The organism is Streptomyces sp. DI166 (genome assembly GCF_900091315.1).
GTDB lineage: Bacteria > Actinomycetota > Actinomycetes > Streptomycetales > Streptomycetaceae > Streptomyces > Streptomyces fuscus.
Genome location: NZ_FLSP01000093.1, coordinates 1 through 16,038, shown reverse-complemented (window position 1 = coordinate 16,038; position 16,038 = coordinate 1). Strand labels below are relative to the sequence as shown.

The 16,038-nt window shown below is 72.5% G+C and carries 3 protein-coding genes and 1 pseudogene; all 4 read left to right on the top strand.

The genetic code is table 11. The features are described 5' to 3' along the window. Positions 1-2: 2 nt before the first annotated feature. The gene (locus GA0115233_RS32530; RefSeq protein ID WP_093723927.1) at positions 3-5,486 is read left to right on the top strand and encodes a type I polyketide synthase; all 5,484 of its coding nucleotides are present in this window, start codon (positions 3-5) and stop codon (positions 5,484-5,486) included. Continuing rightward, the gene (gene fabG, locus GA0115233_RS32525; RefSeq protein ID WP_093723922.1) at positions 5,483-6,217 is read left to right on the top strand and encodes a 3-oxoacyl-ACP reductase FabG; all 735 of its coding nucleotides are present in this window, start codon (positions 5,483-5,485) and stop codon (positions 6,215-6,217) included. The genes GA0115233_RS32530 and fabG overlap by 4 nt, the downstream gene beginning before the upstream one ends. Before the next feature lie 82 nt (positions 6,218-6,299). Further along, positions 6,300-15,515 (top strand): non-ribosomal peptide synthetase, encoded by a 9,216-nt coding sequence (locus GA0115233_RS32520; RefSeq protein ID WP_093723921.1) that lies wholly within the window; start codon positions 6,300-6,302, stop codon positions 15,513-15,515. A gap of 52 nt (positions 15,516-15,567) precedes the next feature. Then, a pseudogene (locus GA0115233_RS32515) lies at positions 15,568-16,038 on the top strand (cytochrome P450); the annotation flags it as partial.

Genomic DNA, 16,038 nt, shown 5'->3' with positions numbered 1-16,038 from the left:
ACGTGACAGAGCCTCACCAGGACCAGGACCAGAACCGGGAGCCCGACCTGGAGCGGGTCGCCGTCATCGGCATGGCGGGCCGCTTCCCGGGCTCCCCGGACATCGACACCTTCTGGACCCACCTCGCACAGGGGCGGGAAGGCATCACCGCGTTCACCGACGACGAGCTGACCGAGGTGGACCCCGCGCTGCTCCGACGGGACGACTACGTCCGGGCCAAGGGCTTGCTCGCCGACGCCGACCTGTTCGACGCGGGCTTCTTCGGCTACAGCCCCCGCGAGGCCGAGATCATGGACCCGCAGCACCGGGTCTTCCTCGAATGCGCCTGGCACGCCCTGGAGTCCGCGGGCATCGACCCGCACCGCTACGAGGGCCGCATCGGCGTCTTCGCCGGGGCGGGCTTCAACTCGTACCTGGCACTCAACCTCCTGAACAACCAGCAGGTCCTGGACGCGGCCGGCATGTACCAGGTCCTGCTCGGCGGCGACAAGGACTTCCTGGCCACCCGCACGGCGTACAAGCTCGGCCTCAAGGGCCCCGGCATCACCGTCCAGACGGCCTGCTCGACCTCCCTGACCGCCGTCCACCTGGCCTGCCAGAGCCTGCTCAACGGGGAGTGCGACATCGCCCTCGCCGGTGGCGTCGCGGTGTCGGCGCCCCTGCGCGGCGGCTACCAGTACGAGCCCGGCGGCATCCTCTCGCCCGACGGGCACTGCCGTGCCTTCGCCGCCGACGCCTCCGGCACCGTCCCCGGCAACGGCGCCGGAGTGGTCGTCCTGCGCCGGCTCGCCGAGGCCCGGGAGAGCGGCGACCCGGTCGACGCCGTCATCCTCGCCGGAGCCGTCAACAACGACGGTTCCCTGAAGGCCGGTTACACCGCTCCGAGCGTCGAGGGCCAGGCCGAGGTGATCGCCGAGGCGCTGGCGCTGGCCGACGTGGACCCGGCGAGCATCGGCTATGTCGAGACCCACGGCACCGGTACTCCGCTCGGGGACCCGATCGAGATCGCGGCCCTCACCCGGGCCTTCCGGGGCGGCACCGACGCGCGGGGGTTCTGCGCGATCGGCTCGGTGAAGAGCAACGTCGGCCATCTGGACGCCGCCGCGGGTGTCACCGGCCTGATCAAGACCGTGCTGGCGCTGAAGCACGCGGCCATCCCGCCGACGCTGCACTGCACCGACCCGAACCCCGAACTGGCCCTGGAATCCAGCCCGTTCTACGTCAACACCGAGCTGCGCCCCTGGCCGCGCGGAGCAGAACCGCGCCGTGCGGGCGTCAGCTCCTTCGGGATCGGCGGCACCAACGTGCACCTGGTGCTGGAGGAGGCACCCGCGGAGACCGGGACGGCTCCCGGGCGGCCGGTACGGCTCCTCGCCCTTTCCGGGAAGACACCGCAGGCACTCACCGACACCGCCCACCGCCTGGCCGACCACTTCGAACGGCACCCGGACACCGACCTCGACGACGCCGCCCACACCCTCGCGTGCCGTCGGCAGCCCTTCGGACACCGTGCCGCTGTGGTCTGCCACAGCACCAAGGACGCGGTGACGGCGCTGCGCGGCATCGCCTCGGCGGCACCGGCGGCCGAACGAGCGCCGGTCGCCTTCCTGTTCCCCGGCCAGGGCGCCCAGTACGTGGGGATGGGCCGTGAACTGTACGAGCGGGAACCGGTATTCGCCGAGGAGTTCGACCGGTGCGCCGAGCTGTTCGCCCCGTATCTGGACCTGTGCGAGCTGGTGTTCCGGGCCGACGGCGCCGAGGACCGGCTCACCCGCACCGAGTGCGCCCAGGCGGCCCTGTTCGCCGTCGAGTACGCGCTCGCCCGGCTGTGGCTGTCCTGGGGTGTGGTGCCGCGCGCCATGGCGGGGCACAGCATCGGCGAGTTCGTCGCGGCCACGGTCGCCGGGGTGTTCTCGCTGCCCGACGCGGTGCACCTGGTGGCCGCCCGGGGGCGGCTGGTCGGGGAGATGCCGGAAGGCGCCATGCTGTCAATCTTCCTGCCCGAAGCCGAGGTGTCCGGCCGGCTGGGGGAGGGGCTGTCGGTCGCGGCCGTCAACTCCAGTGCGCTGACCGTGGTTTCCGGCAGCGCGCAGGACATCGACGCGTTGGAGGCGCGGCTGAAGGCGGCCTCCGTCACCTGCCGCAGGCTCCACACCTCCCACGCCTTCCACTCGCCCGCCATGACCGACGCGGTCGCGCCGTTCACGGAGGAAGTCCGCAAGGTCACGCTGAACGCCCCCCGCATCCCCTTCCTCTCCAACGTCACCGGCACCTGGATCACCGACGAACAGGCCACCGACCCCGAGTACTGGGGCACCCACCTGCGCCGGCCGGTCCGCTTCCGGGACGCCCTCGACGTACTGCTCGCCGACCCAGCCCTGGTGCCCCTGGAGGTCGGCCCCGGACACACCCTGGCCAACTTCGTCCGCGCCCACGCCTCCTGGACGACCGGACGGACGGTCGCGGGCTCACTCCCGCACCCCGGGGACCGTACCGACGACACCGCATACCTCCTGTCCCACCTCGGCACCCTCTGGAGCGCGGGCGCCGAGGTGGACTGGGCGGCGTTCCACGGCGCCGGGCACCGGCGCGCGGTACGCCTGCCCGGGTACGCCTTCCAGCGGCAGCGGTACTGGGTGGAACCCGAGCCGCGGTCCACCGCGCCCCGGCGGACAGCGCGGTCCACCGAGCGGTTCACGAGCCCCGGCTGGGTCCGGATGCCCCACACACCGCTGCCGCGCGAGAGCGGGGCTCCCGAGGTCTGGATGCTGCTCGGGGCGGACCAGCCCCTCGGGCGGGCCCTGAACGACCAGTTGACCGCCGAGGCCGCGAGCGTCGTCCCCGTGACGGGGGAGCCCGCCGACCGGGACCGACTCGCGGCGCTCCTGCGGTCCCCGGCCGTCGCGGACGCGGAGTCCCTGCGCCTGGTGCACCTGTGGAGCACGTCCGACGACGATGCCCGCCGATTCGGCTTCGACAGCCTGATCACGCTGGCGCAGGCACTGGCCGACGTACGCCCCGCCGCCCCCGTGACGCTGGACGTCCTGTGCCGAGGCGTGTTCGCGGTCACCGGCGACGAGGAACTGCGCCCGGACAACGCCACCGTGCTCGGCCCCTGCACCGTGATCCCGCAGGAGATCCCCGGCATCACCTGCCGCGCCCTGGACATCACGGGCGCCGCTCCGGACGCGTTGCTCGGCGCCCTGCGCGCCGCGCCCCCCGGCGAACCCGAACTAGCCCTGCGCGGACGACACTGGTGGCGCCGCACCTTCGACCCGGTGGCCGTCGAACGAGCCGAGGGCACCGGAGTGCGCGACGGCGGCGGCTACCTGATCACCGGCGGACTCGGCGGACTCGGACTGGCGACGGCCGAGCACATCGCCCGCAGCGCCGACCGGCCCGTGCTGGGCCTGCTGGGCCGCTCGGAGTTCCCCGTCGAGGAGACCTGGGACACCTGGCTCGCAGAGCACGACGAACACGACCCCGTGAGCACTCGTATCCGCCGACTGCGCCATCTGGAGGAGCTGGGCGCCCGGGTGGTGCTGTTGCGGGCCGACGTCACGGACGAGACGCAGACCGCCCGAGCGGCCCAGCGCGTACGGGACCTGGCAGGCGCCCTGCACGGTGTCGTGCACGCCGCCGGACTGCCCTCCCAGGGCATGATCCTCACCAAGACCCGCGCCGAGGCCGACAGTGTCCTCGCCGCCAAGGCGCTCGGCACCCTCGTCCTGGACCGCGTCTGCCGGGACGACCGGCTGGACTTCTTCCTGCTGTGCTCCTCCGTCACCGCGGTGCTGGGCGGGCCCGGACAGAGCGACTACGCCGCCGCCAACGCCTTCCTGGACGCCTTCGCCCAGTGGAAACGGCAGGTGAGCGACGTGCCGGTCACCGCCGTCGGCTGGGACACCTGGCGCGGCACGGGCATGGCCGCCGACCTCGCCGGCCGGTTCGGCAGCGGCGGCACACCCACCGGGCACCCCCTGCTTCAGCGCCTGGTGCACAGCGACCCGCGCTCACGGACGTACGCCACCACCTTGAGCACCACCGTCCAGTGGATCGTCGACGACCACCGCATCATGGGCCACGGCCTGGTCCCCGGCACGGCGTACCTGGAGCTCGTCCGTGCCGCTGTCGCCGAGCAGGCCGCGGGCCGGGTCATTGAGATCGCCGACGTGCAGTACCTCACCCCTGTGGTCGTGCCCGACGGACAGACCCGCGAGGTCCTCACCACCGTCGAGGAGAGCGACGGCCGGTGGCGGTTCGTGGTGCGCAGCCGTGGCGGGAACGGCGCCTGGACCGACCACGCCCTCGGTGCCGTGGACTTCACCGACGCCGGACCCGGCACCGTGCGCGACCTGGACGCGCTGCGCGCCGCGTGCGGGGTCACCCGGATCCTGGACACTCAGGAGCGGATCACCGAGGGGCTCCGGCTCGACCGGTTCCAGAAGGGCGGCCCGATCGAGTTCTCCTTCGGCCCCCGCTGGGACTGCATGAGCAGGATCGAGGTCGGCCCGAAGGAACTGTTCGCCACGCTCCGGCTCGCCCCCGAGTACACGGCCGACCTCGACGACCACGCGCTGCACCCCGCGCTGCTCGACGCCGTCGGCGGCACCGCGCGCGTCTACGCCACGGACACGTACTACCTGCCCTTCAGCTACCGCACCCTGCGCGTCCACCACGGCCTCACCCCGACCCTGCACTGCCACGCCCGGCTGAAGGAGTCCACCGACGCCACCGGCGAGACCATGACCTGCGACTTCGAGATCCTCGATCCGCAGGGCCGCCTCCTGGTCGAGATCACCGAGTTCACCATCAAGCGGATCAACGACCCGCACGCCCTGCGCGAGCAGATCGACCGGGCCGTCGCGGAGCCGGAACCGGAACCCGACGGCGTCCTGAGCGTCCTCGGCGAGGGGATCAGCGAGCGGCAGGGCCAGGAAGCCCTCGCCCGCCTCCTCGCCGCCGCCCCGGACCTGCCCGGCCACCTCCTGGTCAGCCACCGGGACCCCGCCGAACTGCGCGAGCTGGCCCGGTCGCTCACGCCCGAGCTGGTGGCCCGGGAGATGGAGCGGTTCGCCCCGCCCGGAGGCGTCCACCCGCGGCCCGACCTGGACACCCCGTACGTCGCGCCGCGTACCGAGCAGGAGGAGACCGTCGCCGCGGTCTGGCGCGACATCCTCGGACTCGAACGCGTCGGCGTCGACGACGACTTCTTCGCCCTCGGCGGGCACTCGCTGGCCGCCGTCCGTATCGGCGCCCGCGTCAAGGACCTGCTCGGCGTCGATCTGGACCTGCGGGCGTTCTTCGAGCGGCCCACCGTCGCGCACACCGTCGCCCTGCTCACCGCGGGACCTGCCGCTCCGGCCCCCGAGGACACCATCGAAGTCCTCCACCGCGACGCCCCCGAGTCGCTCGACGACCTGTCCGACGACGAAGTGGAGGCCCGACTCCGGGCCCTCCTGGCCACCGAGGGAGACCCGTCATGAACGCCCCGGTCGCTCTGGTCACCGGTGCCTCCCGAGGCATCGGCCGCGCCGTCGCCGTACGACTGGCACAGGACGGATACGACATCGCCCTCTGCTACGCCGCCAGTGACGACGCCGCCCGGGAGCTGGACAAGGAGATCACCGGGCTGGGCCGGCGCACCTGCGTCCGCCGTGTGGACGTCCGAGACCCGGACGCCGTGGACGCGCTCGTCGAGGACACCGAGCAGTCCCTCGGCCCGCTCGACGCCGTCGTGGCCTCCGCCGCCGTGCTGCGGGACAACCCGCTCACCGTGATGGAGGACGACGACTGGCACGAGGTCCTGCGCACCAACCTCGACGGCGTCTACCACGTCTGCCGCTCCGCGATCGAGGGCATGGTCCGCCGCCGCCGCGGCGCGATCGTCACCCTGTCCTCCGTCGCCGGACTGCACGGCAACGCCGGACAGACCAACTACGCCGCCTCCAAGGCCGGGATCATCGGATTCACCACCTCCCTGGCCCGGGAGGCGGGCCGCTACGGCATCCGCGCCAACGTCGTGGCGCCCGGCTTCATCGCCACCGATCCCGTGCTCGCCCTGCCCGAGCAGACACGGGAGGACTTCGCGCGGCGGATCGCGCTCGGCCGCTTCGGGCGCCCGGAGGAGGTCGCCGACCTCGTCTCCTTCCTGGTGTCCGACCGCGCCGCGTACATCACCGGCGCCACCTTCCGGATCGACGGCGGCATGGGCTGACCCCGGCGCCCGCACCCAGGGACCACCACGAGCCACCCGGCGCGGCGTCCGCCGCCGAGACCGACGAGCAGGAGAACGACGCATGACCGACATCGACCTGACCGGCCTCACACCGGAACAGAAGCGCGCGCTGCTGGCGGAGCGGCTGCGGCGCAAGGGCGCGGGCAAGCGGCGCTTCGCCGCGTCGTTCCCCCAGCAGCGCATGTGGTTCCTGGAGCAGCTCAACCCGGGCGGCGCCGCCTACAACATCCCGGCGGCGGCACGGGTGCACGGGCCGCTGGACGTGGAGCTGTGGCGGCGCGGCCTCGCCGAGATCGTGCGGCGGCACGAATCGCTGCGGACCACCTTCGACGAGGTCGACGGCGAGCCCGTGCAGGTCGTCCACGACACGGGCGAACTGGAGCTGACCGTCGAGGAGTGCGGCCATCTGCGCGGCCCCGGGGGCGAGGAGGCCGTCAAGGAGCTGGCGCGGCAGGAGTTCGCCCGCCCCTTCGACCTCGGCACCGGCCCGCTGATGCGCATGAGGTTCCTGCGGCTGGCCCCCGACGAGCACGTCCTGCTGCTCACCATGCACCACATCGTCGCCGACCTGTGGTCCACCTCTGTGCTCTTCGGCGAGCTGATCGCCCTCTACGAGGGCCACTTGACCGGCACCCCGGCCCAACTGCCGCCGCTGCCCGTCCAGTACGCCGACTACGCGGCCTGGCAGCGCAAGAAGCTCTCGGGCGACGCCCTCACCGCCGAACTGGAGCACTGGCGTACGATGCTGGCGGGCGCCCCGCCGGTGCTGGAACTGCCCACCGACCGGCCGCGGCCCGCAGTGCTGAGCAGCACCGGCGGCTCGCGGCCCTTCCACCTGCCCGCCGAGGCCATGAACGGCGTGCGCGAACTGAGCCGCCGCGCCGGAGTCACCCCGTTCATGACGCTGCTCGCCGCCTACGTCGTCCTGCTGCACCGCTACAGCAGGCAGGAGGACATCGTCGTCGGCGTGCCGGTCGCCAACCGCGGACAGTCCCAGATCGAGCCGCTCATCGGCTACTTCGTCAACACCCTCGCCCTGCGCAACGACATCTCCGGCAACCCGACGTTCACCGAACTCCTCGGCCGGGTGCGGGGTACGGCCCTGGACGCCTTCGCCCACCAGAGCGTGCCCTTCGAACGGCTGGTGGAGGAACTGGCCCCGGAGCGCGACCTGTCGCGCTCACCGGTCTTCCAGGTGTCGTTCGTGTTCCAGAACATCCCGGTGCCCGAGTTCGACGTCGCCGGACTGCGCTTCGAACTGCTGGAGGTGGAGAGCTCCACCGCCCGCTTCGACCTGGAACTCCAGGTGTTCGAGCGGGGCGAGGAGCTGGACGGCTGGTTCGAGTACAACACCGAGCTGTTCGACGCGGCGACCGTCGACCGCATGGGCGGCCATCTGAAGGTGCTGCTCGACCATCTCCTCGCCGACCCCGAACAGCGCGTCCTGGACGTGTCGTTGCTGACCGAGGAGGAGGAGCGAGCCGAACGCCGGGAGCGCGAGGACACCCGCGTGGAGTGGCCCAACATCCTGCTCACCCATGAGCGGATCGAGGAGCAGGCGGCCCTGCGCCCCGACAAGGAGGCCGTCCACTGCGAGGGCGACACCCTCACCTACGCCGAACTCGACTCCTGCGCCAACCGGATGGCCCGCCGCCTGAAGGCGCTCGGCGTCGGACGGGACGTGCCGGTCGGGATCTGCCTGGAACGCTCGCTCGACATGGTGGTCGCGGTGCTGGCCGTCCTGAAGGCGGGCGGGGCGTACGTGCCCATCGACCCGAAACTGCCCGAGGAACGCGTCGCGTTCATGATCGAGGACTCCGGGCTGCCCGTCCTGATCACCCAGGACTCCGTCGTACCCGGCCTCCCGAAGTCACCGGCGACCGTGGTCAGCGTGGACGGGCAGCGCGCGGAGATCGCCGCCGAGTCCGCCGAGCCGCTGCACGAGCGGGTCGACGGCGAGGACCTGGCGTACATCATCTACACCTCCGGCTCCACCGGCCGCCCCAAGGGCGTCCAACTGCCGCACCGCGCCCTGCGGAACCTGTTCTGGGCGATGAAGCAGTGGCCCGGCATCGACGCCGACGACAGCCTGCTCGCCGTCACCACCCTCTCCTTCGACATCGCCACCCTGGAACTCCTGCTGCCCCTCGTCGAGGGCGCCCGCGTGGTGCTCGCCACCCGCGAGGTCGCCACCGACGGCAAACTGCTCGCCGAGGAGATGGCCGCCACCGGGGCGACCATGATGCAGGCCACCCCCTCCACCTGGCGGATGCTGCTCGACGCGGGCTGGCCCGGCCGCCCCGGACTGCGCGGACTGATCTGCGGCGAGGCCCTCCCTCCCGACCTGGCCCGACGGCTGCGCGCCAAGGGCGTCGACCTGTGGAACATGTACGGGCCGAGCGAGACCACCATCTACTCCCTGGGCACCCGGATCGTCGACGACACCATCACCATCGGCCGGCCCATCGCCAACACCGAGGTGCACATCCTCGACCCCGAGGGCCGCCCCGTCCCGCCCGGCGTCCCCGGCGAACTGTGCATCGGCGGCGCCGGACTGGCCCGCGGCTACCTCGACCGGCCGGAACTGACGGCACGACAGTTCATCCCCAACCCCTTCGACTCCGACCTCGCCGACCGGCTCTACCGCACCGGCGACCTCGTACGGCGCCGCGTGGACGGCACCGTGGACTACCTCGGCCGCCTCGACCACCAGGTCAAACTGCGCGGCTACCGCATCGAACTCGGGGAGATCGAGTCGGTGCTGCTGTGGCAGGAGTCCATCCGGGACTGCGTGGTCGTGGTGCGCGAGGACCGGCCCGGCGACCGGCGCCTGGTCGCGTACGCCGTCCCCGACCCGGAAGCGGGCAGCACCGACGAACTGCGGCGACGACTGCGGGCCGCGCTCGCCGAGAAGCTCCCCGACTACATGGTCCCGGCCGCCTTCGTCTTCCTCGACGCCCTGCCGCGCACCCCCAGCGGCAAGACCGACCGCGCCGCACTGCCCGCACCCGAGCCGGGACACGGCAGCCGCGCGACAACCCCGTACGTCGCACCCCGCGACCCCGAGGAGAAAGCCCTGTGCGCGCTGTTCGCGCAGGTGCTGGACGTCCCCCAGGTCGGCATCGACGACGGCTTCTTCACCCTGGGCGGCCACTCACTGCTCGCCACCCGGCTCACGGCACGCATCCGCGCCACGCTCGGCACCGAGATACCGGTGCGCGCCGTCTTCGAGCGGCAGACCGTGGCCCGACTCGCGGAACTGCTGCGGGAGGAGGGCGGCGAGCAGCGCCCGGCCCTGACCCCGCAGGACCGCCCCGACCCGCTGCCGCTGTCCTTCGCCCAGCGGCGGCTGTGGTTCCTGCACCAGGTGGAGGGCCCGTCACCGACGTACAACCTGCCGCTGGTACTGCGCCTGACCGGACAACTGGACGTGGACTGCCTGCGCGCCGCGCTCGCCGATGTCGTCGCCCGCCACGAGGCGCTGCGCACCGTCTTCCCGGACGCCGGTGCCACACCGCACCAGCACATCCTCGCCCCCGACCGGGCCGGCCCGTCGCTCCCGGTCACCGAGGTCGACGACGACGGTCTCGACACCGCCGTGGCCGCCGCCGTACGCCACGCCTTCGACCTGACCGCCGAACCCCCGCTGCACGCCGAGCTGTTCAGGACCGCGGCCGACACGCACGTCCTGGCCCTGGTCGTCCACCACATCGCCGCCGACGGCTGGTCGCTCGCGCCGCTGCGGCACGACCTGGCCACCGCGTATCGGGCGCGCCTGGCCGGTGGGGCGCCCGAATGGGCGCCGCTGCCCGTGCAGTACGCCGACTACACGCTCTGGCAGCGGCGGTACCTCGGCGAGCAGGTTGATCCGGAGAGCGTCTGGTCCCGTCAACTCGCCCACTGGCGGGACGCCTTGGACGGCCTCCCGGAGCGGATCGCCCTCCCGGTCGACCGGCCGCACCCGGCCGAGGCGTCGCACGCCGGTGACACCCTCACCTTCCGCTGGGACAGGGAACTGCACCAAGGACTCACCCGCCTGGCCCGGGAGTGCGACGTCAGCCTGTTCATGGTCCTCGACGCCGCCCTCGCCGTCCTCCTCGGCCGCCTCGGCGCCGGCACGGACATCCCCATCGGGGTGGCGAACGCGGGCCGCGACGACGAGGCCACCGAGAACCTGATCGGCTTCTTCGCCAATACCCTCGTCCTGCGCACCAGGTGGGACGAGCGCCAGACCTTCCGCGACCTGCTCGCCGCGGTGCGGGAGACCACCCTCGACGCGCTCGCGCACCGGGACATCCCCTTCGAAGCCCTGGTGGACAGCCTGCGCCTGACCCGTTCGATGTCCCACCACCCCCTCGTGCAGGTCATGCTGTCCTGGCAGACCGGCGCCGACGAGACCCTGGACCTGCCCGGCATCGAGTCGGCACCCCTGGTCCGGGGCACCGGCACAGCCCGTATGGACCTGGTGTTCCTGCTGCACGAACGCCTCACGGGCGACGGCGCGCCGGCCGGCGTGGAGGGCGGCATCGAGTACAACGCGGACGTCTTCGACCCGGAGACCGTACGCACCATGGCGCGCAGGCTCCGCCAGGTACTCCTCGCCATGATCAGCGACCCGGACCGGCGGGTCGACGACCTCGACCTCCTCACCCCGGCCGAACGCCACCGCCTGCTGGAGGAGTGGAACGGCACGGTCACCGAGGCGCCGACGGCCGGGCTGGGCGAGTTGTTCCGGGCTCAGGCGGCCCGCACCCCGGACGCCGTCGCGGTGAGCCACGGCGACGAGCGCCTGAGCTACGCCGAACTCGACGCCGCCGCCGACCGGCTCGCCGCACGCCTGCGCGCACTCGGCGTGGGCGTGGACGACGCCGTATGCCTCCTGCTGGAACGCTCGCTGCGGCTGCCCGTCGCCATCCTGGCCGTCATCAAGGCGGGCGGCGCGTACGTACCGCTCGACCCCCGCTACCCCGACTCCCGCATGCGGATGATCAGGGAGGACACGGGCGCGAAGGTCCTGCTGGTCGACCGGCCGGAGATCCCCGGCATCGGCGCCGAGCACGTCCTGGACGTGTCCGCCGACGACGGCACGGACGTCGGCTCCCCGGAGCTCCCCGAGGGCGGCCCCGACCGGCTGGCCTACGTCATGTACACCTCCGGATCCACCGGGCGTCCCAAGGGCGTCGCCGTCACCCACGGCAATGTGGCGAGCCTCGCCGCCGACCGCCAGTGGCGCAACGGCCGCCACGCACGCGTGCTGATGCACTCGCCGATCGCCTTCGACGCCTCCACCTACGAACTGTGGGCACCCCTGCTCACCGGCGGCCACGTTGTCGTGGCACCGCCCGGCGATCTCGACCCGGACGTGCTCGTGCGCACCCTGCGCGAGCACGACGTGACCGCCGCCTTCTTCACGACCGCCCTGTTCAACCTGCTCGTCGAACGCGACGCTGCGACCCTGTCCGGACTGCGCGAGGTGCTCTCCGGCGGCGAGGCCCACGCACCCCATGTGTTCGCCCAGGCGCGGGCGGCCTGCCCGGACACCGTGTTCTACAACATCTACGGCCCGACGGAGACCACGACCTTCGCCCTGCTGCAGAACATCGGCGAGGTCACCGACGGCAGCCTGCCGATCGGCCTGCCCATGGACGACACCCGCGCCTACGTCCTGGACGAGCGGCTGCGCCTGGTACCGGTCGGCGTCGCCGGAGAGCTGTACCTCTCGGGCGCCGGCGTGGCCCGCGGCTACCTCGGGCAGCCCGAGCTGACCGCGCAACGCTTCCTGCCGTGCCCGTACGGCGCGCCGGGGGAGCGGATGTACCGGACCGGCGACCTGGTGCGCCGACGGGCGGACGGGCTGATCGAGTACCTGGGGCGGACCGACGACCAGGTCAAGATCCGAGGCTTCCGCATCGAGCCCGGCGAGATCCAGAAGACCCTCGCCGCCCACCCGGCCGTGGCCGACGCCGCAGTGGTGGTCCGGGAGAAGCCGTCCGGCGGCAAGGAACTCGTCGGGTACGCGGTGCCGGCCGAGGGCACGGACGCCGAACCCGCCGCGCTGAAGGCGTACATCGCCGAACGACTGCCACGCTACATGGTGCCGGTCGCCGTCGTCCTGCTCGACGCGTTCCCCATGACCTCCAACGGCAAGATCGACCGCCGTGCCCTGCCCGCCCCGGACCTCGGCGCGGGCGGAGACTCCAGGGAACCGGAGACACCTGCCGAGCGGATCCTGTGCGAGGTGTTCGCCGAGATCCTCCACGTGCCCGAAGTCGGCGCGGACACCGGCTTCTTCGAGCTGGGCGGCGACAGCATCCAGGCCACCCAGCTCGTCGCCCGAGCCCGGACTGCGGGGCTGGTGTTCACCGTCCGGGACGTGTTCACGCACCAGACCGTGGCGGGCATCGCCGCAGTCGCGCGACCGGCCGACGAGAGCGGTGCGGCGAGCGTCGCCGACATCGGCACCGGCGAGATCCCGCTGCTGCCGGTGATGGAACGACAGCGGCAACTCGGCGGCTCGGTCATCGGCTTCGACCTGTCCGCGACCGTCGGTCTGCCCGCCGACGTGGACGAACGGCGGCTGGTCGCCGCGATCCAGGCGGTGGTCGACCGGCACGACGCCCTGCGCATGCGGCTCGTGACCGGTCCCGAGGGCGAGTGGTCCCTGTTCGCGGACGAGCCGGGTTCGGTGCGGGTCGCGGATCTGCTGCACCGCGTGGACATCTCCGGCTGGGACGAAGCCCTGATCGCCGAGGAGACCGCCGCCGCCAAGCAGCGTCTCGACCCGGCTCGGGGCGCCATGCTCCAGGCGGTGTGGTTCGACGCCGGACCCGGACGTGCGGGCCGACTCCTGCTCGCCGCGCACCACTTCGCGGTGGACGGGGTCTCCTGGCGGGTCCTGCTCACCGACCTCGCCGCCGCGTGGGACGCCGTGAGCGAGGGCAGGGAGCCCGCCCTCGCACCCGTGATGACCTCCCTGCGCGGCTGGGCGACCCGTATGACCTCCGAGGAGAGCCTCGCCCGGCACCGCGCCGAACTCCCCTTGTGGCAAGACGTGTTGCGCGACGCCGTACCCCTGGTGACCGGCGAGCCGGACCCGGACCGCGATGTCACCGGAGCCGAGGGGCGGCTGACCCTGACCCTGCCCACCGAGGACACCGCACCCCTCGTCGGCCAGGCACCCGCCGCCTTCCGCGGCGGCATCCAGGACGTCCTGCTCACCGCCCTCGCCGTCGCCGCCGACCGCTGGCGGGCCCGGCGACTCGGCACCGGCAGCGCCCCGGTCGTCCTGGACGTGGAGAGCCACGGCCGCCATGAGCAGATGGCCGACGGCGCCGACCTGTCCCGTACCGTGGGCTGGTTCACCGCGATCCATCCCGTCCGCCTCGACACGACCGACCTGACCTGGGACGACGTCACGTCGGCGGGCCCCCGACTGGCGGCGGCCGTCATCCGCACCCGCACCGACCTCGCGGCGATCCCGGAACGCGGCCTCGGCTACGGCCTCCTGCGCCACCTCGACCCCGACACGGCACCCCGGCTGGCTCAACTTCCGGCACCCCAGGCCCTGTTCAACTACCTTGGCCGAGTCCCCGTCACCGACCAGGAGACCCCGTGGCATCCGCTGCGGGACGACACGCCGCCCGGCACCACCGGCGCCCGGCCCCTGCCGTACCCCCTCGAAGTCAACGCCGTCACCGAGGACGGCCCGGACGGCCCCCGGCTCACCGCCCACTGGAGCTGGGCACCCTCCCTGCTCACCGAGGACGAGGTACAGGACCTCGCGGACGCGTGGTTCGAGGCGCTGCGCGCCCTCGGCCGCTGCGCCCACGCGGTGCGCGACGGCGCCGTGGAACTGCCCCGGACCGGCACCGCCCGCACCGAGTCCGCCGCCGATCTGCTCCGCGCACCCATCCCCAAGGCCGACCGCACCGACGGCACCGGCCTCTCCTTCGGGCAGCTTGAGTTCCTGCTCCAGCCGGTGGGCCCCAACCATCCCCACCACGGCGTCATCACCGCCTGGCGGCTGCGTGGCGCCCTCGACGTCCCCGCACTGCGCCACGCGCTCGACGACCTCGTCCGCCGGCACGACATCCTGCGCACCCGCTACGTCCAACAGGGCTCGGCCACCGTGCAGTTCGCCGACGGCCGGCCCACCTGGCCGCTCGACACCGTGGACCTGCGCGGACAGGATGCCCAGGAGGACAAGCTCCGGGACCTGCTCACCGAGCAGACGCGGGTGCCGTACCGCATCGAGGACGGCAACCTGGTGCGCGGGCAGCTCGTCCAACTCTCCGACACCGAGCACGCGTTGGTGCTCGTCGCCCACCACATCCTGGTCGACCACTGGGGCTTCCTGGTCATCGTGGAGGAGCTGGCGGAGCTGTACGCGGCCCACTCCACGGGCCGCGAGCCGTCACTTCCCGAGGTGCGGGTGCAGCACCTGGACTACGCGGCCTGGGAACAGGGCCTGCTGGCCTCCGGCGCGCTCGACGAGCATGTCGCGCACTGGCGCGGCGAGCTGGAAGGCGCCGCCCGCACCCTCGACTTCGACGCCCCCGACCACCAGTTGGACGACTTCGTCCAGGGCTACAGCCACGGTGTCGTGATCGGCACCGAACTGATGGAGGAGGTGCGGGAGGCCGCCCGCAGGGAGGGCGTGACGCTGTTCATGATGCTGATGTCCGCCTTCCACGTGCTGCTGCACAGCTACTCGGGCGCGACGGACATCGCGGTGAGCCACCCGCTGGCCGGCCGGGAACGCCCGGAGACCAAGTCGATGGTGGGCCCGTTCATCAACGTCGTCGTCAACCGCTCCCGGCTGGCCGACGACCCGAACGTACGCGAACTCGTCCAGCGCGTCCTGCGCGGCGAACTCGACGCGTACGCCCACCAGAACGTGCCCCTGCGCGCCCTCGTCAACGACGGAGTCATCGGTGACGGCAACCAACTGCCCCTGCGCGTCATGCTCAACCTGCTCGGCGTACCCAGCGGTGCCCTCGCCATGGAGGGGCTCCAGGTCGAACCGCTCGATGTCCAGGTCGGTGACGAGAGCCCACTGCCGGGCCTCTTCCTCGCCATCGAACCGCACAACCTCGACCTCTACCTGGTGGCCCGCGAGGTCGAGGGCGAGCTGCGCGGACTGTGGGTGTACCACCCGGACCGCGTCCCGCCCGCGGTCATGGGCGCCCTGGTGCGCCAGTGGCCGACAGCCCTGGAACTCGTCGTACGCCACCCCGAACTGACGGTCTCCCAGCTCCGCGACCGCCTCAGGTCCTGACCCTGCCCGACCTCATCCAGTTGCCCCTGTCCACCGCGGAATGAAGGACGACATGACGGAGAAGACCTGCCCCATCACCAACGGCCTGCCCACGCTCCGGGAGCGCCCGTTCGACCCGCCCCAGGTGCTGCGCGCCCAGGGACCGATCTGCCGGATGACCTTCCCCGACGGCGCTGAGGGCTGGCTGGTCACCGGCTACCGGCAGGGCCGGGAGATCCTGTCCGACAAGCGGTTCAGCTCGGCCGCCACGCACAAGCACCTGGCGTTCCCCTCCGACCGGGCCCAGGACATGGGGGAGGGGATACCGGGCCTGTTCGAGCACATGGACCCGCCCGAGCACACCAAGTTCCGCAAGCTGCTGGCGGGACAGTTCACCCTGCGCCGGATGCGCGCCCTCACCCCGCGCATCGAGGAGATCACCGCCCAGTACGCCGAGGCGATGCTGGCCAAGGGCGCCCCCGCCGACCTGGTCGCCGACTACTCGGTGCCGGTCTCCTCGCAGGTGATCTGCGAACTGCTCGGC

Bases quoted from the DNA above. Each gene is read 5' to 3' on its own strand.
- fabG (WP_093723922.1), top strand. From the start codon at position 5,483: ATGAACGCCCCGGTCGCTCTGGTCACCGGTGCCTCCCGAGGCATCGGC.
- GA0115233_RS32520 (WP_093723921.1), top strand. From the start codon at position 6,300: ATGACCGACATCGACCTGACCGGCCTCACACCGGAACAGAAGCGCGCG.